Origin of the sequence: Polyangium jinanense (assembly GCF_028435265.1) — a bacterium.
Classification (GTDB): Bacteria; Myxococcota_A; Polyangia; order Polyangiales; family Polyangiaceae; genus Polyangium; species Polyangium jinanense.
Map to the genome: position 1 here is coordinate 897,623 of NZ_JAGTJK010000002.1, position 17,507 is coordinate 915,129.

Genomic DNA, 17,507 nt, shown 5'->3' on the forward strand with positions numbered 1-17,507 from the left:
GAACATCGAAGCCAAAGGCCCCGAGTTGCGTCGCGGCGAACGAAATTCCGCGCAACGTCGCAGGGGTCGCTGTACGATTCGCGCGAGGTGCTCGCCCGACACGAACTCGATCTGCGCACGACCTGCTCCACGCGGAGGCCCGCTTGACCGGCCGTGACGAGTGGCGCTGGACCGACGAGCAAGGCGTGCAGCGGCTCGTGCGAACTGACGAGCTGCGGGAAGCCATCGCGACCCGTGTGCTCCCGCCGTCCGTCCTCGTCTGGCGCGAGGGCATGGAAGAGTGGGTCCCCGCCTTCACGGTGCCCGCGTTCGCCGACGTCACGCCCACCGCGCAGGAGCTGATCGCTCCGCTGCACGAGCCCGCCATCGTCGCGCCGCATCGCTTCGGCGGGTCGCTGCCCGAGAAGCGCGGGCAGATGGGCACACTGCTCGGAATCCCGGGCCCGGCCGCGCCACAGAACGGCGCCCAGGGCGTGCCGATCGTCGTGCCCTCGGGCGCAGGCACGGAAGCCGCACCCCCGGGCGCCGCGCCGATCACGCTGCGACCCGAGTACGGCGGCGCGGCGTTCGAAGCCGCCGTTCCCCGAGGCCCGACCGCATCCCCCGAGCCACCGGCCGTCGTTCGACCGCCCCCGCCCGCGGGCCCTCTGCCACCTCCTGTCGCCGAGCCGGCCCCGAAGCGTCCGGCGACGAGCGCGAGTGCAGTCGACGAGCTCTGGGGCGACGTCAACGACGACGAGACGACGAACGTCGGGGATCTCGCTCCGCCTGCTGCAAAGCCGCCGAAAGAGACCACGGCCGCAGCGCTGCCGAAGCCTGCGATGATCGCACCTCGCGCGGCGGAGAGCCCCGCGAAGCCGCCTGCCGCGACGTCTCGATCGAGCCGACCGCCGCCGATCGCCGCGCCCGCCAAGCCCGCTGAGGGCCCGCGTGGGAAGGCCAGCGCGGAGAACACGTCGATCGGCCCCGCGCCGAAGCCCCTTGGCCCCAAGACGTCCGAGTACTCGACGGTGGGTCCGAGCCCGATGCGCGCGCCGTCGAAGGTCCTCACGAAGCCCACGACGGACGCGGCCGCGAAGCCCGCGGTGTCGCCGACGATCCCGCGGCCGGTCGCGGACAAGGGCGCGGACAAGCCCTCGGCGATCCTGAAGCCGTCGGCGCTGCTCAAGCCTGCCCCGGTGCCACGCGCCGGCGCGGCTCCGGGCACGTCGACCACGTCGACCGCAAAACTCTCGCCGAGCACGCCGCCGCCTCCCGCGCCGGTCGATCCGCCGGTCGCGCAAGCGCCGACCGCGCCTTCGGCCGAGCCGCCCGCCGCGGCCGCGCCTCCGCCGCTTGCCCCGACCGAGCCGCCGCCGCCCCTCGTCCCGTCGTCACCCGAGCTCGCGCCCGTGACGGCGCCCTCCCGCGTCGACGAGCTGCCTCCGGCGCCGCCTCCACGCGAGCCGAGCACGACCGCGATCTTGCCGCCCGACTTCACCTCGGGCGCCTACCCTGCCGCGTCCGGCGGATACACCGGCCCGTCGATGGCCGGCGCGGTGAAGCTTCCGCACGAGGTCACGCGGACGATCCGGATCGACAGCTTGCTCGTCGATCCCTCGACCGCGCCGCTGCCCGAAAAAGAAGCGTCCGCGCGGGGTTCGTCCGAAGAGGTTCGCACCTTGCCGTCGGCGGTCGAAGAGAGCCCGCCCGTGGCCCCGAGCCCGCCACCGTACACGTACGCGGAGACGCCGCGTGGACGTGCCGCGCTCGACGCGACGTCGGACGGCATGCGTGCGGTCAAGCCCGAGCAAGCGTCGAGCACGCTGCCGATCAAGGTGATCGCCACGAGCAGCGGCTTGCTCGTGATGATGGTGATCTCGGCCTTCTTCGTGGGTCGTTGCTCGGTCAAGCCGACGGTGGCCGGCGGCGGCGCGCGCGCGGTTCTGGCGAACACGGTCCGCGCGATCCGCGACGCCTTGCCGCAACCGCCGAAGCCTTGCTGGGTGGCGAAGCAGCCCGTGCGCTGGGCGCCCGTCGTCTCGAACAAGATCCCCTTCGAGCTCTTGCCGCTCCCCTCGGGCAACATCTCGATCGGCTACGCGAAGAGCTCGGACGAGGCCGTCGGCATCGAGGTCACGCCGTCGAGCGGCCAGGTGAACGAAGGGTTCGTCGAGAAGGTCAGCGGCGAGATCGATCGCGTCGCGCCAACCGGCACCGACAAGGGCTACTTCGTCGCCGCGAAGGAGTCGTCGGGCACGCTGAAGTCGATCGTGCAGGTGCCCGCGTCCACGCCGTTTTTCCTGGGCGTCGCCGAAGGCAACCTCGCGACGGCCGATCGTGTCGACGCCGCGCCGCAGTCGCTCTGGCCGATCGCGGGATCGGATCCGCTCGACGCCGCGCGCGTGGTGATCACCGACGACAAGGGCTACGCGCTCTCGTTCCGTCGCGACGGCGCCGTCATGGGCGGCTTCATCGGCCCGGATCACAAGCCCATCGGCGAGCTCGTGAAGGTCGCGGGCTCCGGCGGGCAGGTCGGTAAGCCCATGAGCGGATGGAACGGCCGCGAGGTCGCGATCCTCTTCGCCGATCGCGAGACCGAAGGGAGCCCGTGGAAGATCCGGCTCGGCCACGCACAGGCGGGCGCGATCCCGTCGTCGACCCAGGTGATCGAACTGCCGGCCGGAGGCCCTGGCGGCGACGCGTTCGCGCCCGGGATCGCGGGCTTGCCCGATGGGCGATGGGTGCTCATCTGGACCGAGGGATCGGCGGGCGCGCGCGCCGTGCGTGCGCAGACGCTCGGCCCGGACTTCGTTCCCGTGGGTGATCCGATCGCGCTCTCGCCGCCCGCGGGCAACTTCGGTCAGGGCATGGCCGCCGTCGCCGGCGCGTACGTGACCACGGTCTTCCTCCAGAGGGGCAAGTCGAGTTACGAGCTTTGGGGAGGCGTGCTCCAGTGCGGATGAGACTGTCGTCGAGGCGATCGTTCGCGTGGGCCTTCGTCGTGGCTGCGAGCCTGTCCTCGCTTCCCGCTTGCGGGCCGTCGCTGTCGCAGATCGAGCAAGGCAAGGCGATCACCACGAAGGAAGCCGCGCTCGACGACTTCTTCAAATCCGTCGTCGCGCTGCGTGGCGAGGTCGATCGCGCCGAGGGCGATCGCAAGGCCGCGCGCGTCGAGCTCGTGAAGGCCCTCGGCCTCGCGGAGACGGCGGAAGCGAGCGAGGCGCTCGAAGCGGCCGCGAAGAAGGCGAAGACGCTCGACGAGGCGGGCACGGCGCTGCACCTCGAGCTCACGCCCGACGCGAAGCTCATCGTGCTCGTGCAGAAGCGTGGCAAGACGAGCGAGGATCCCGAGGCGCTCGCGAAGGCCGTGGAGCAGTCCGTGAAGGCGTCGCTCGACGTGGCGCGGCGCATGGGCGAGCTCGAACAACGCGCGCGTTTCCTCGACACGAAACGAACGGAGCTTTCCACGACGCCCGCGGCGAAGTCGGGCGACGCCCCGCGCGAGCTCGAGGGCGCGCGGATCGTGCTCGCCGATCTGCGTGGACGCGCGACGACGGAGGCGGGGCTCGCGTCGTCGTTCGTCGTGGGCCTGGCGATGGCGCTGGAGACCGGCGGGGCCGACGCGGCGCTCGCGAAGTTCACCGGCAAGAATCCGCGTCCGCGGCCCGGCGGCGGTGGTGGCGGCGGCGCCGCGCCCGCGGGAGGATCGCCGGCGCCGAAGCCCAAGCCGAGCGACGATTTCGAGCCCTGACATGACGAGACCGAATCCTTCCGTATTCGCCGCGGCGGCTGCGCTCGCGCTCTCGTTCGCGAGCCCCTCCGCAGAGGCGCAGGCGACGCCCCTGCCCGAGTCGATCCCCGTCGGATCCTTCACCTTCCGCCCGTCGTTCGAGCTCCGCGTGCGCGGCGAATTCCGCACCGATCCGTTCGACATCGGCGGCGTGAACTTCACGCGCGGGGCGGTGCTCGAAGACGCGTACGGAACGAACCTGCCGCCGCGCTTCAACGCGCCGACGTACATGACGCCGATCTACACGTCGCAGTGGGCCGCGACGAGCCGCGCGCGGCTCGGGCTCGCCGTGGATCGCGGCCCGGTGACGGCGGCGATCGTGCTGCAGGACGCGCGGCCGATCGCGGGCGCGCCGGGAAGCGGCGTGCTGCAAAGCAGCCAGCTCGGCACGGGTCTCGGCCTCTTCGAGGCGTACCTCGACGTGCACCGCAAGAACCGGCGCGTGTGGTTCCGCCTCGGCCGCCAGCGCGTCGTGTGGGGCGACGGGCGCCTCGTCGGCGAGAGCGATTTCACGCAGCGACCGCGAGCGCTCGACGCCGCGCGGCTCGGTTTGTCCTGGAAGAACATCGATGTCGAGCTGCTCGCCGCGCTCATCGGCTCCTCGCCCTTCGGGGGGCTCGGCACCGTCGGGGCGGCGGGCGGGACGGCCGGCTCGGGATCGGCGGGTGACACGGACACCACGGTGCCCACGACGGTCCGCCCCCAGACGGGCAGCCAGCTCTACGGCGCGCACGCGATCTTCCGCATCTTCCCGCTGCTCGCGATCGACGTCACGGCGCTCGCGCGGATCGTCCGCCCGCCCGCCGCGCTCGATCTCACGCCGAGCGACACGTACGTGTTCGACGCGCGTTTCTCGGGCGACTACCGCGGCGTGCGGTACGCCGTCGAAGGCGCGTACGAGCTCGGCCGCATCTCGAGCTTCGGCGCGAATCGCGATCTCCGCGCCTTCGCGGGCGCCGCGCGCGTCACGTGGGAGACGGCGCTTCCGTGGCACCTCACGTTCGGCGCGGCGGGCGCGTACGCATCCGGCGACAACGGCAGCACCGACACGCTCGCCGTGCAGACGCGCTTCGATCCGATCCTCCCCGAGGAGCGCCCGATGCACGGCCGCATGGGCCTCTACGCGTGGTCGAACGTGATCGAAGCCGGCGCCGACATTGCGGCGCGCCCGACCGACGTGTTCTCGATGAACCTCGGCTACCGCTTCGTTGGCCTCGCCGAGCCGAAGGGCCGCTGGACGAGCGCGTCGCTGATTCCGATCGGCGCCTCGGCCACCAACGAGTCGCACATCCTTGGCCACCAGATCGACGCGACCTTCGGCCTGCGTGTTTGGGATCCGCTCGCGATCGAGGCCTCCTACGGCCTCTTCCTGACCGGCGAGGGCGCGCAGAACATCCTCGAAGCATCGAGCCGCGGCCGCCCCGAGATGCAGCACTTCGCCTATCTCCAGGCCGTGCTGCGCGCTCCTTAAAACCCGCTCCAGCGCCGCTTCGGCCCCGTGTCGACGTGGACGAACCTGTCGCGCCTCCCCGCGTAGGTGCCGAGCCCGCCTTGCCACTTCGCCTGCAGGATCTCGGCAGCGAGCTCCGGCACGGAGAGCCCGTCGACGCGGAAATCGATCGCCATGCCGAGCGTGTGCTGGCTGTGCGACGCCACGTGCCGGCCCTTCTTGCGCATCACCTCGTTGCGCTTGGGGCTCCGGTAGCCGCTCACGATCTCGATCCGTGTGCCCTCGTGTTTCTTCGCGATCGTACGAAGAAGATCGAGCAGCCGCGGATCGATCCGTGTCTCCTGCTCGTATCCGTGATCCGCGAGGAACGTGGAGAAGCGCTCGATCGTGGGTTCGTCTTCGGTGAGCGCGAGCGTCTCTTGCGTGTGACCGTGCACGATCGTCGCGAGCGGCTTCTTCGCGTGAGCGGCGTTCGCCGCGGGATCGGCGGGGCTTGGATCGCTCGATGGCGCAAGCGCCGCCGCCGCGTCGATCACGGAGGCGGCGGTGCTTCTGCGTGGGGGAGGAAGGGGAGCTTCGGAGAGCGGGGAGGGGACGGGCAGGGCGAACGCCGCGGCGACGAGGGCCGGGATCGCCCTGCTTTTCACGTGCTCGGAGCGGGCTTCGGCGCGCCGAAGATGCTCGCCGCGCGGCGCTTCTCCTTCGCGGCGCGCTCGCGGTCGGCGTAGGTCGGGATGACGACCTTCTGCCGCTCGGGCAGCTCGCGCCCGGCCACGATCGCGTCGACCTCCTCGGCGTCGAGCGTCTCGCGCTCGAGCAGCGCGTTCGCCAGCTTGTCGAGCGCCTCGCGGTGCTCCTCGAGCAGGCGGCGCGCCTCGGCGTGGCCGTCGAACACGAACTTGCGGACCTCGTCGTCGATCTGATTCGCGACCGTCTCCGAGTAGTCGCGGCGCTGGCTCGTGAAGTCGCGGCCGAGGAACACGCTCTCCTCGTTCGCGGCGTACGAGATCGGGCCGATGACGTCGCTCATGCCGAACTCGGTCACCATGCGGCGCGCGAGGTTCGACGCTTGCTTGATGTCGTTGCCCGCGCCCGTCGTGAACTGACCGAACACGATCTCCTCGGCGACGCGGCCGCCCATCAGCACCGCCAGGCGCGCCTTCGCGAAGTCGCGCGACATGCTCAGGCGGTCTTCCTTCGGGAGCTGCTGCGTGATGCCGAGCGCCGGGCCGCGCGGGATGATCGTCACCTTGTGCACGGGGTCGGCGTTCTTCTCGAGCAGCTTCGCCACGAGCGCGTGACCGGCTTCGTGCCACGCCGTCGTCTTCCGCTCCTCCTCGCTGATCACCATGCTGCGACGCTCGGTGCCCATGAGGACCTTGTCCTTGGCCATCTCGAAGTCGACCATCGAGACGAGGTCCTTGTCCTGACGCGCGGCGAGCAGCGCGGCCTCGTTGACGAGGTTCTCGAGGTCGGCCCCGACGAACCCGGGCGTGCCGCGGGCGATGATGTCGAGGTCGACGTCCGGACCGAGCGGCACCTTCTTCGTGTGCACGCGGAGGATGCCCTCGCGGCCGCGCACGTCGGGGCGGTTCACCACGATGCGCCGATCGAAGCGTCCGGGCCGCAGGATCGCGGGATCGAGGACGTCCGGCCGGTTCGTCGCGGCGATGATGATCACGCCCTCGTTCGACTCGAAGCCGTCCATCTCGACGAGGAGCTGGTTCAGCGTCTGCTCACGCTCGTCGTGCCCGCCGCCGAGGCCCGCGCCGCGGTGCCGGCCGACGGCATCGATCTCGTCGATGAAGATGATGCAGGGCGCGTGCTTCTTGCCCTGCTCGAAGAGATCGCGCACGCGGCTCGCGCCGACGCCCACGAACATCTCGACGAAGTCCGAGCCCGAGATCGAGAAGAACGGCACGCCCGCCTCGCCCGCGATCGCCTTCGCGAGCAGCGTCTTGCCCGTGCCGGGCGGGCCCATCATGAGCACGCCCTTGGGGATGCGGCCGCCGAGCTTCTGGAACTTCTTCGGATCCTTGAGGAACGCGATGATCTCTTCGAGCTCGTCCTTCGCCTCGTCGATGCCGGCGACGTCGGCGAACGTCACCTTGTTCTGCGACTCCGAGAGCAGCCGCGCGCGCGATTTGCCGAAGCTCATCGCCTTGCCGCCGCCCGCCTGGAGCTGCCGCATGAACAGGTAAAACATGACGAGGAGGAAGACCATCGGCAGGATGGTCACGAGCGCGCCCGACCAGAATGGCGAGGCGTCCTCCTTCTCGAAGGTGACGGCGACCTTGTTGTCGACCAGCGTCTTCGTGATCTCGTCGGCGTTGTCCGGGCCGATCGTGACCTTTTTGACCTTCGAGTTGCTCTTCGGGTCCTTCACCCAGAACGTGTATTCACGATCCTTGATCGAGACGGAGTCGACGTGCGGGTCCTTCTCTCGATCGGCCCGAACCTGGCTCATGAACTCGCTGAACGAGACCTGCGTTGCGGGCGGGCGATCTGGGCTCAGGAACTGCCAGATCACGAGGAACATCATGATCAGCAGGACCCAAAGCAGGAGCGTCTTGTGCGATTGCTTCACGAGGATCCTCGGGTTGCCCGACCCGATCTCCTCGGGACGAGCAGACTGCGTCCAAATGTAACGCTTCTTTGCACCAGCATGCCACGCGGTGGCATGCCCGTCGATGGAAGCCAAGCCGCGCCGTCCATTCGGGAAGGACGCGGCTCGATCATTTCTTTTCGTTAAGGACGATCTTCCCCGCTGGGAAGGTCACGTCGAGCTCCCGCCCTCCCTTCATACGAATCTTCACAATCCGAGAGCCCTTTTTCTGCGCTCGCTCGATCGTCGTCCGTTGTGCCCGGCCGAGCCCGCTCATCGGGTCCTCCGCGGGACAGACGTCGTGCAGCATGTCCGCGAGGGCACAGAGATGGTCGATGATCCGTGGTGAAAGCTCCTCCAAGAGCGGGATCAGCTCGCGGCGCACCCGGACACGCGTGAAGCGAGGGTCGAGGTTCGAAGGGTCGCGGGCGTGGGCGATCGCGTGGCGATCGAGGTGGAGCAGGACGTCGGACCGGCGCGCGCAGACGAGCGGACGCACGAGGTCTCGCGGGCTTTCGCCGCTGCTCGGCGGCACGGGCGCAGGCGCGCGCGGTTCGAGCACGGCGAGACCACGCGGCCCCGCGCCGCGTAACAAGCGAAGGAGCACGGTCTCGGCCTTGTCGTCGGCCGTGTGTCCCGTGGCGATCACGGCGGCGCCACGCCGCGCTGCAGCGTCCTGCAACGCCCGATGACGCGCTTCACGCGCCCGCGCCTGGAGGTTGCCCCCGGGCTCGACCTCGAGACGCGTCACCTCGAAAGGAACACCGAGCTTGTCCGCGAGCTCGGCCGCGAGCGCGAGCTCGTTTGCCGCTTCGGGGCGCAATCCATGGTCGACGCCGTGCCCGATCACCTCGTGGCCGATCGTGCGTCGGAGCAGCGCGAGCACGTGCAGGAGCGCCGTCGAGTCGGGGCCGCCCGAGCAGGCGACGAGCACGCGATCGCCGCGATCGAAGAGCGCTTCGTCGCGGATCGTGCGCTCGGCGAGGCGCCGTAACGAAGGCGGGTGCGAGGACTTGGTCAACGGAGCTCGAAGGCCTTGCAGAAGACGACCTCGTCACGCGCGTCGAGATCGGGCTCTTGGTGCATCACGTGCGGGTATCCGAGCGAGCAACGATCGGCTTCCGGATCGTACTGCGCGCAGTCGCCGCACGTGAACACGAGGCGAAAGCGGCGCGCCTCCTGCCGGAGCCGTTCGTCGACGCGGTGGATCATCCGGCGAGAGCGTAGCGCACGCGAGCGCTCAGCGCGCGCCGCGACGACGCACGAGGCGGGCCACGGTCTCGACGTGGCTCGTCTGCGGGAAGAGCTCGACCGTCTCGAGGTGCGTGAGCTCGAAACCCGCGCGCACGAGCACGCCGAGGTCACGCGCGAGCGTGGCCGGATCACACGCGACGTAGACGACCCGATGCACGCGCGAGGCCGCGATCGCAGCCGTCGCGCCCTCCGCGCCAGCGCGCGGCGGATCGAGCACGACGACCTCGACGCGCGGCGGAATCGGGTAAGCGTCCGCGTCCGCGACGACGACCTTGCCCGGAAGATCCCGCGCCGCAAGGTTTTCCCGCGCCGAACGCGCAGCTCCCTCGTCCGACTCGACCGCGACGAACGACGCGGCTCCACGCGCGAGCAGGATCGAGAGCGTGCCGCTGCCCGCGAAAAGCTCGAGCACGTGCCCGTTCGCCTTTTCGTCCGCGCCTTCCCGCGGCGCGTCCACCTCCGCGCGAGCGAGCTCCGCGGCGCGACGCGCGAGCAGCGTTGCGCCACGATCCGAGCTCTGCGCGAACGATCCCGCCGCGACGACGAGCGGCGCGCCGTCCGCGCCTTCGAGCACCGGCCGCGGATCCCCGAACACGGCCGGCGTCTTCGCGCCTTCCATGCGTACACGCGCGCCGGCCCACGCGCCCTCCGCGACGCGTCGATCGAGCGCCGCCCACGCCGCAGGCGCGATCTCGCCGCGCCACGTGGCATCGACGACGAGCCGCCCGCCCGCGCCTCGCGCGATCTGCACGTCGCCTTCGCCCGACGAACCCGCGAGCACGGTCGGGATCTCGTCGAGCGCGCCCGCGATCGACGGCGCGAGCACGATACAAGCCGGTGTCGCGACGAGCGCGTGCGAGCCCGGCGCGCGATACCCGATCCGCACCCGCCCTCGCTCGCCGCGCACGTAGAGCCGCGCGCGCGTGCGATAGCCGAGCGGCTCGGGCGCGCTGTGCACCTGGATCGCGGGCGGCGTCTCGCCCGTCGCGTGCGCGACCGCGCTCCGCACGATTTCCGCGTGCGCCGTTTCCTGCGCGTGCTGCGACAGATGCATGAAGTCGCAGCCGCCGCATGCATCCGCATACAGGCACGCGGGCTCCACGCGATCGGGGCTCGCCTCGATCACCCGCAGGAGCCGCCCTCGCGCGGGGCGCGTGTTCCTGTCGACCTCGGCCTCCACGCGCTCGCCCGGCGCCGTGCCCGGCACGAACACGGCCGTGCGATCGGCGAGTCGAGCCACGCCCGCTCCACCTGCGGCGAGGTTCTCGATGTGCAGGATCTCCGGGCGAGGCGCTTGCTTCGGCCTCGACGGTTTGTCCCTGCGGTCCGGCTTTCCAGCGGGACGCGTTCCTTGCGGCATCGAGGGAGACTACGTCACGACGAACGCACGTGCACCGCCCGCCCCGCCAGAAGGGCGAGCGGCCACGTTCGTCACTTCATCGACACGCGTTGCGCCGTCACCTGACCGGACACGACGATGACCGAGATGACCTTCGTCATGTCGCCCTTCTTGAGCGTGACCCGGTGCGAGCCCGGCTTGACCGAGAGGTGCACGATCGGCGAGGGGCCGAGCGAACGACCGTTGTCGAGCACGTCGTCGCAGAACGGGTTGCACACGATCGTCAGGAAGCCCGGCTCGCCGGACGCGGCCGCCGCGCTCGCCGTGGCCGTCGGCGCGGCCGCAGGCGTGGTCGCGGCCGTCTTCGCGGTGGCCGGCGCGTTCCCAGGCGCGGGGCCCGGCGCGGGCGTGGGCGCGGCCGTCTCCGTCGGCGCGGCCGCGGCCGTTTCGGTCGGCGCGGGCGCGGGCGCAGGAGCCGGTGCTGGCGCGGGTACGGCGACCGTGCTCGGGATCGCCGGCGCCTCGGGGACGGCCGTTCCCTGCGGCTGCGCCGTTCCCTGCGGCTGCTTCAGCTTGAAATACACGAGCACGCCGATGCCGATCACGCTGAGCGCGACGAGCGCGACCACCAGGACGAACACGCCCGTGTTGCGCTTCGGCCCGCCTTGCTGACGAGCCGCCTCCTGCTGCGCCATCCAGAGCGCGGCGGGATCGGGGCGCGGCAGCGACATCGCGGTCTCGATCTGCGACTGCGCGACGCGCTGGCCGTATTGCTGCGGCACGTGCACGTTCGGGTTGCTGATCGGATATTGCGGCTGCGGCTGCCCGTACTGCGGTTGCGGCGGCTGCTGCCCGAAGCCGAAGCCCGGCTGCTGCGGCGCCATCGCCCCGTTGAAGCCCGGCTGCTGCGGCGCGGGATAACCGCCGAATCCAGGCTGCTGCGGCGCGCCAAACCCTGGCCGCGGCGGCCCGGGATCCGGGATCTTCGAGTTTGCCGGGAGCGCGATCGTCGCGTTCAGATCGTCCGCGTCGCCCGGATATCCGCCGTTCGGCAGCGCCGCGGTGCGCTCGTTCTGCCCCGGACCGGGCATGCCCGCCGCGGGGAGCGGCGTCGTGAGCTGCGGCCTATGCTGCGCCTGCGGCATGCCCGGACGACCCGCGCTCGGCAGCGGTCCCCCCTGGGATTTTTCGAGGTGCTCGCGCGTCGCCACCGTGGTCGGCACGTCCTCGTCGTCGTCCATGAGCGACGTGGCGGCCATCTGCTGCGATGCGGATCGATCCTCGGGCGGCGGCATCGCCGCGGGCGCGCGGTTCGCGATCGGCTGCGCTGCCGACTTCGACGGCGCCGTCCCGCTCGCGCGGCCGCGGCGATCGTCGTCCTCGTCCTCCAGCAGCGGATCATCGTTCAGGCCGCCCTGCGCGCGGAGCTGATCGACGTTGACCGTCGACGTCACCTCCGCGGCCCACGCGAGATGCGCCTCGCGCTTGGCGATGCGATCGGTGAAGACATGCCGGACGAACTGCGCGACCTCCTCGGGTCCGACGAACGCTCCGCTCTGGTTCAGGTAGACCTGCAGGGCGCGGGAGAACTCGCGGGCCGTCTGGTAGCGGTCCTTCTTGTTCTTCGCGAGCGCCTTCATGACGACCGCTTCGAGCCCCTGCGGATAGCCGCGCACGATCGTCGAGGGCAGCGGCACCACGCAGGCCTGCACCTTCTCGAGCGTGTCGAGATCGGTGTCCATGCGGAAGAGGCGCTGGTTCGTGGTCAGCTCCCAGAGCACGACGCCGAGCGCGAAGATGTCCGTCGTGCGATCGACGTCCGCGCCGCGCACCTGCTCGGGCGACATGTACGCGAGTTTGCCCTTGAGCGTGCCCGCGCGGGTCGACGCGAGCCGATCGGCGACCTTCGCGATGCCGAAATCGACGACCTTCGTGTAGCCGTCGTACGTGACGAACAGGTTGTGCGGCGTCACGTCGCGGTGGACGAGCCCGAGGAGCTGGCCGTTCTTGCCGCGCAGCTCGTGCGCCGCGTGGAGGCCCTCGGCCGCGTCGGCGCAGATGCGCGCCGCGAGCTCGGGGCTGATGTTCATCCGCTTCTCCTCGGCCCGCCGCATGACCTCGCGCAGCGGCTCGCCGTGGAGGTACTCCATCGCGATCCAGTACGTGTTGTCGTCTTTGCCGAGATCGAAGACCTGCGCGACGTTCGCGTGGTTGATGCCGGCCGCGATGCGGGCTTCGTCGAGGAACATGTCGACGAACTGATCGTCCTCGACGAGGTGCGGGTGGATGCGCTTGATCGCGACCCACTTCTGGAAGCCGCCGGGGCCGTCCATGCGCGCCAGATGCACGCTCGCCATGCCTCCGACGCCGATCTCGTCGACGACGCGGTATCGTCCGAGGAAGAAGGTCCCAGGCGGCTGCTGCTTTTCCGGTTCCTTCGGGCGGGGACCGGACGAGGAGGCGGGCGCGCTCCTGTTGTTCGCCGGTGCCGGACCGCCCGGTCGCGAAGCAGCGGGTCGAGGCGGAGGTTGAGCCATGACGCGTTGATTGAATCCTACCGCGAAAACGATTCCACTTTCCATGCGCGGGAGAGAGCGCATGGACGCTTCCGGATGTTCAGCGGGCGAGCATGCTCCCCTTGGGCCAGAGGTAGGGAGCCTACCGAAGCGCCGCGAACTTCAGGGGAAGGGCTGTCCGGGCTGTCCGCGCTCGAAGTAGAAGCGGAAGAAACCCGTCACACGCGATTGCAGTTCCTTCGGGATCTCGTTCGCGGGCGCGTCCACGGGAGCGTCGCGCGGATCACCCATCCACACGTCGAACTCGGCGTCCGTGTACTTCTCCGCGGCCTCGGCCTCGTTCGGGTCCCCGCTGAACAGCGAATGAAACGTGATCGAGCCATCCACGGCATAGAGGATCACGTTCTGGTTGTGGCAAGAGCGCTGGAGGTAGAGCGCGACGTGAATCGCCGGCTGATCCGCGGGCGGCGGCGTCGGGAAATCCGAGCCCGGAGGCAAGACGCCCGGCGAGAGCGTCACGTCGAGCGGCTTGCCGATGAGCTCCTCCCGCACCTGGCTCACGTCCTCGACGAGCACCGCGAGCCCGTCCGACACCTCTTGCAGATCGGTCCCGCGCTGCACGCGCATCTGAAGCGTCGAGCGGTACGGCACCGCCGCGAAGAAGTCCGGGCGCAGATCGTAGGCGTCGAACCAGCAATCCTTCGCGACGAGCGCGTCGCTCTTGACCTCGCCTTCGCCCTGCCCGAGCGAACAACCCATCGCGCCGAGCGCGAGCAGCGACGCGACCGCGAGGCAAAGACGCGCGCTCATGCCGCGCCTCCCGCGCTCGCGTGGATCGCGGCCTTGATCGTGGCCCCGCCGCAGACACGATCGCCGTCGTACGCGACCGCCACCTGCCCGGGCGAGACGGCCTTCACCGGCGTATGGAAGCGCGCGACGAGCACTTCGCCCCGCTCCGGATCCTGCACGCGCTCGATCGTCGCGCGTTCACCCTCGTGACGCGCGCGCACGCGCACGTCGGCTTCGAGCGGGAACGCCACGTCGTCGCTCCACGCGCCCGCTTCGAGCAGCGCGCCCGTCGCGAGCAGCGCGTCCTCGCCGCCGAGACGCACCGCGCCGGAGTCCGCGTCGATCCCCACGACGAACGCAGGCCGACCGAGCGCCACGCCGATGCCCTTGCGCTGGCCGATCGTGAACCGATGCACGCCCTCGTGGTGCCCGACCGTGCGCCCCCGCTCGTCGACGATCGGGCCCGGACGAACCCGCTCGCGCCCCGCCCGGTTCTCGACGAACGCGCCGTAGCCGCCGGCCGGGACGAAACAAAGCTCCTGGCTCTCGCCCTTGTCCGCGCGCGGGATCCGCCGCGCGTGCGCCTCGGCGCGCACCTCTTCCTTCGTCGCGTCCCCGAGCGGCAGGACGAGCTTCCGCAGCTCGTCCTCGCGCAACATGTGCAGGAAGTAGCTCTGATCCTTGACGCGATCCTTGCCCCGATAGAGCCGCCCGCGTCCGTCCGCGCCGATCTCCGTCCGCGCGTAGTGGCCGGTCGCGATGAACGACGCGCCGAGCCGCTCCGCGAGCGGGAAGAGCTCGCGCATCTTCACCGAGCGGTTGCAGGCGACGCAGGGGCTCGGCGTCTCGCCGTCGAGGTACGCGTCGACGAACGGATCGACCACGTGCGCCCGGAAGAGCTCCCGCCGGTCGAACGTGTAGTGCGGGATGCCCAGGTGATCCGCCGAGCGCCGGGCGTCGTGTTGATCCTCGGGCGCGCAGCAACGACCCCGCTCGCTCCGGTCGTCGGGGTAGTCCCAGAGGTGGAGTGTCACCCCGATGACGTCGTAGCCGGCGTCGCAGAGGCGCGCCGCCGCCACGGAGGAGTCGACCCCGCCGCTCATGGCGACCACGATCCGCGTTCCTTTCGTCACGGAGCCCAGCTTAGCGCCGAAAACCCCGCCGCGCGCGGCCGAATCCCTTCGGCCGGCCGGGCCGAGACGTGGGCTCCCGCGCCCCCGAGACGAAACCGACCGGGCGGACCCCTTGCGACTTGGCCCCCCGGCGAGCGCACGTGATACGGTTTCGCCAATGCCCCGAGGGCTCGTGCTCGTGATCGAAGACGACGAGTGGGTCAGCAGCCTGCTCTCGGGCGCGATCCGTGACGCCGGCTACGACGTCATCGTCTGCAACACCGCGCAAGCTGGGCTCGATACGGCCTGCGATCGCGAGCCGGACTGCATCATCTGCGACATCGATCTGCCCGACAACGACGGCTACTGGGTCGCGCGAAACGTGCGCACGCAGCCGTCGCGTGTGTCGGTGACGCCGTTCCTCTTCCTCTCCGCCCTCGACGATCAAGAGGCGCGGCTCGAAGGGTTTCACGTCGGCGCCGATGCGTACATGACGAAGCCCTTCCGCGTCGACGAGGTCGTCGCGCAGGTCGGCGCGCTCGTGCAGATGGCGTGGCGTCTGCGGCAACGTCGCAACTCGCTCGTCTCCGTGCCTCCCTCGTCCGCGACCGAGACGACGGCGATCCAGGGCGATCTCAGTCAGATGTCGATCGCCACCGTGCTCACGGTGCTCGAGCTCGAGCGTCGCACGGGCATCGTCGAGGTCATCAGCAAGAAGCGCAAGGTGCAGCTCGACGTCGCCTCCGGCTTCATCGTGACCGGCACCATCGGCGGCACGACGACCGATGCGATCACGATCCTGCGCAACATCCTCGGCTGGAAGGTCGGTCGGTTCTCGTTCGTCCCGCAGCCCGATCGTCCGCCGACCGGAAGCGCGCAGCCGATCGGTCACCTCTTGCTCGAAGCCGTGCGTCTCGAAGACGAGAGCATCCACAACGGCGAGCAACCTCGTTCGAGTAGCAACGCGCCCTCCACGCGCCTCTCCGCGCCCGCGATGGGCGGGCCTCCGTCGCGTCGCACCGATCTCGGTCCTCCTTCGTCGAAGGCGATCGCCGAGCCGCCGAAGCCGATCAAAGCCGCCGCTGCGCCGGCCGCGCACGACGACGACAACGATCGGAAGGCCTACTACGACTGGGCCGACTTCGGCATGGACGAGCCCGTGGCGCCGCCGCAAAGCGGAGGCCGCGCGGAAGCCGCGCCGGGCTCGCAGGAGCTCGTGCCCGAGTCCGCATACGGCGACGAAGCGCAGCTCGTCGACGAGCCCGAGCAGCTCACCGAGCTCGCCGCTGAAGCGCTCGACGAGGTCGATGTGTCGCCCGCGTCCGAGTACCAGCTCGAAGAGGAAGATCTCGACGGCGCGCCGGCGTATCGCCCGAACTGGGGCACCGCGCCAAGGCAGCAACCCGGCGCGAGACCCGCGCCCGCAGGCGGTGCGCAGCGGCCGGCGGGAACGTACGCAGCGGGACCGGTTCGTCCGGGCGCCATGGCGCCACGATCGCCCCATCAGCCTCCGCCGCGCCTCACGCCGGCCGGTCGACCTGCGGTCTCCCCGGCTTTGCCCGGTCCGCCGCCGCGTCAGCCCGTACCGACGCGGACCGCGGGCGGTTTGCCCGGACCACCGCCTCGCGCGGCGGGCGGTGCGACGCGGCTGCCCGGTCCGCCGCCGCGACAACCACTCGCGCCAGCTCGTGCGAGCGGCGAGTACACGCGCCCGTCGTTCCCCGGCCCCGCGCCCGCGGCGCGCCCGCCGGCCCCGCACGGCCATTCGAAGAGCACGCCGCCACCGCTGCCGAACCCGGGCACGGGCCCGGTGCCGCGCTCGCCCACGCCGCCGCCGCGGCAAGCCGTGCAGACGCGACCCGATCTCACCGAGAGCGGCGTTCGTCCGGCGCCCCCGCCGCTGCCGCCGCGTCAGACAGGTCCGGTCAACGACAAGAAGCGCTGAGCGCGTTCACAACGAGCGCGGTTTTTCAGGCGAGGTTCTGCTCGGGATCGTTTCCCGGATCGTGATCACGCAGGTACCCGAGGTTCACCGCGTTCACGATCGCGTGCGCGAGCAGCGGCCCGACGAGCGAGCCCGTGGCCGCGAAGATCGCCCCGAGGATCAGGCCCACGACCGTCGCCCACCCCGTCCACACCCAGCGACTCGGCCCGCGCATCTGATGCAACAGGCCGAAGAGCACGCCCGATCCGATGACGCCGATCACCGGCGTGAGGAGCCCGCGAAAGAGGACCTCCTCGCCGAGGCTCGACAGACCCGCGAGAATGAAGATCTGTCCGACGGATAAATCTTTCGCGACCGGACGAAGTTCGCCGTGCAGCCTGCGCGCCCAACCGAACCGACCGACGGCGAAGCGCGTCGTGACCACGAGGATCGTGGCGAAGATGATCCCGGAGAGCGCGCTCGCGAGTGTCCCGACGGTCGACGTCAGGCCGAGCCACGGGTCCGGGTACAGCCAGGGCGCGCCGTCCCGCAGCGCGAGGGCGAGGGCTGTCGCGAGGCACGCGAGGAGTGCATAACCGGCGGCCACGCTCCACGCTGCAGCGCTCCGGCCCGTCCGGGTCCACCGTCCCCGCATGTCCCGCATGTTGGCACGTTCGCGCCTCGCCGTGAAGCCAGCCGAGCCGTCCTGACCGTGCGCCCGTCCGCATCCGCCTCGCCCGGAGCGT

13 protein-coding genes are annotated in these 17,507 nt (G+C 70.7%); 4 read left to right on the forward strand and 9 right to left on the reverse strand.

Annotated elements, in window-relative coordinates; translation table 11 throughout:
- Positions 1–143: 143 nt before the first annotated feature.
- Genes KEG38_RS08125 through KEG38_RS08135 form a run of 3 tightly spaced genes read left to right on the forward strand, consistent with a single transcriptional unit; the run spans position 144 to position 5,243 of the window.
- Entirely contained in the window at positions 144–2,945 is a 2,802-nt protein-coding gene (locus KEG38_RS08125; RefSeq protein WP_272418518.1) for a GYF domain-containing protein, read from the forward strand.
- Positions 2,942–3,733 carry a hypothetical protein gene (locus KEG38_RS08130; protein WP_272418519.1) on the forward strand — a complete coding sequence of 264 codons (792 nt, stop codon included), beginning with the start codon at positions 2,942–2,944 and terminating at the stop codon, positions 3,731–3,733. The genes KEG38_RS08125 and KEG38_RS08130 overlap by 4 nt, the downstream gene beginning before the upstream one ends.
- A gap of 1 nt (position 3,734) precedes the next feature.
- Positions 3,735–5,243: an alginate export family protein gene (locus KEG38_RS08135; RefSeq protein WP_272418520.1), complete on the forward strand. Its 1,509-nt coding sequence runs from the start codon at positions 3,735–3,737 to the stop codon at positions 5,241–5,243.
- Here the strand turns inward: KEG38_RS08135 and KEG38_RS08140 are convergent.
- The 8 genes from KEG38_RS08140 to mnmA all read right to left on the reverse strand — a co-directional run bounded on the left by KEG38_RS08140 (position 5,240) and on the right by mnmA (position 14,858).
- Complete coding sequence (locus KEG38_RS08140; RefSeq protein WP_272418521.1) at positions 5,240–5,869, reverse strand: YcbK family protein; 630 nt, start codon at positions 5,867–5,869, stop codon at positions 5,240–5,242. The two genes, KEG38_RS08135 and KEG38_RS08140, sit on opposite strands and share 4 nt — an antisense overlap.
- Positions 5,866–7,809 carry an ATP-dependent zinc metalloprotease FtsH gene (ftsH, locus tag KEG38_RS08145; RefSeq protein WP_272418522.1) on the reverse strand — a complete coding sequence of 648 codons (1,944 nt, stop codon included), beginning with the start codon at positions 7,807–7,809 and terminating at the stop codon, positions 5,866–5,868. Before ftsH ends, KEG38_RS08140 begins: the two co-directional genes overlap by 4 nt.
- Before the next feature lie 148 nt (positions 7,810–7,957).
- On the reverse strand, positions 7,958–8,848 hold the full coding sequence (tilS, locus tag KEG38_RS08150) for a tRNA lysidine(34) synthetase TilS (RefSeq protein WP_272418523.1): 891 nt from the start codon (positions 8,846–8,848) through the stop codon (positions 7,958–7,960).
- Complete coding sequence (locus KEG38_RS08155) at positions 8,845–9,039, reverse strand: hypothetical protein (RefSeq protein WP_272418524.1); 195 nt, start codon at positions 9,037–9,039, stop codon at positions 8,845–8,847. The genes tilS and KEG38_RS08155 overlap by 4 nt, the downstream gene beginning before the upstream one ends.
- Positions 9,040–9,067: 28 nt before the next feature.
- Positions 9,068–10,441, reverse strand: a complete 1,374-nt coding sequence (locus KEG38_RS08160; protein ID WP_272418525.1) for a class I SAM-dependent RNA methyltransferase — start codon at positions 10,439–10,441, stop codon at positions 9,068–9,070.
- A 71-nt stretch (positions 10,442–10,512) separates the two neighbouring features.
- Entirely contained in the window at positions 10,513–13,020 is a 2,508-nt protein-coding gene (locus KEG38_RS08165; protein WP_308216880.1) for a serine/threonine protein kinase, read from the reverse strand.
- Positions 13,021–13,098: 78 nt separating this feature from the next.
- Positions 13,099–13,746, reverse strand: a complete 648-nt coding sequence (locus KEG38_RS08170) for a hypothetical protein (RefSeq protein WP_272418527.1) — start codon at positions 13,744–13,746, stop codon at positions 13,099–13,101.
- Positions 13,743–14,858 (reverse strand): tRNA 2-thiouridine(34) synthase MnmA, encoded by a 1,116-nt coding sequence (gene mnmA / locus KEG38_RS08175; protein ID WP_272418528.1) that lies wholly within the window; start codon positions 14,856–14,858, stop codon positions 13,743–13,745. The genes KEG38_RS08170 and mnmA overlap by 4 nt, the downstream gene beginning before the upstream one ends.
- A gap of 157 nt (positions 14,859–15,015) precedes the next feature.
- On the opposite strand from mnmA, the gene KEG38_RS08180 reads away from it, so the two are divergent.
- A complete protein-coding gene (locus tag KEG38_RS08180; protein ID WP_272418529.1) occupies positions 15,016–16,782 on the forward strand; it encodes a response regulator in 1,767 nt (588 codons plus the stop codon).
- A 25-nt stretch (positions 16,783–16,807) separates the two neighbouring features.
- Here KEG38_RS08180 and KEG38_RS08185 read toward each other — a convergent pair whose 3' ends face one another.
- The gene (locus tag KEG38_RS08185; protein WP_272418530.1) at positions 16,808–17,416 is read right to left on the reverse strand and encodes a CPBP family intramembrane glutamic endopeptidase; all 609 of its coding nucleotides are present in this window, start codon (positions 17,414–17,416) and stop codon (positions 16,808–16,810) included.
- Positions 17,417–17,507 lie beyond the last annotated feature (91 nt).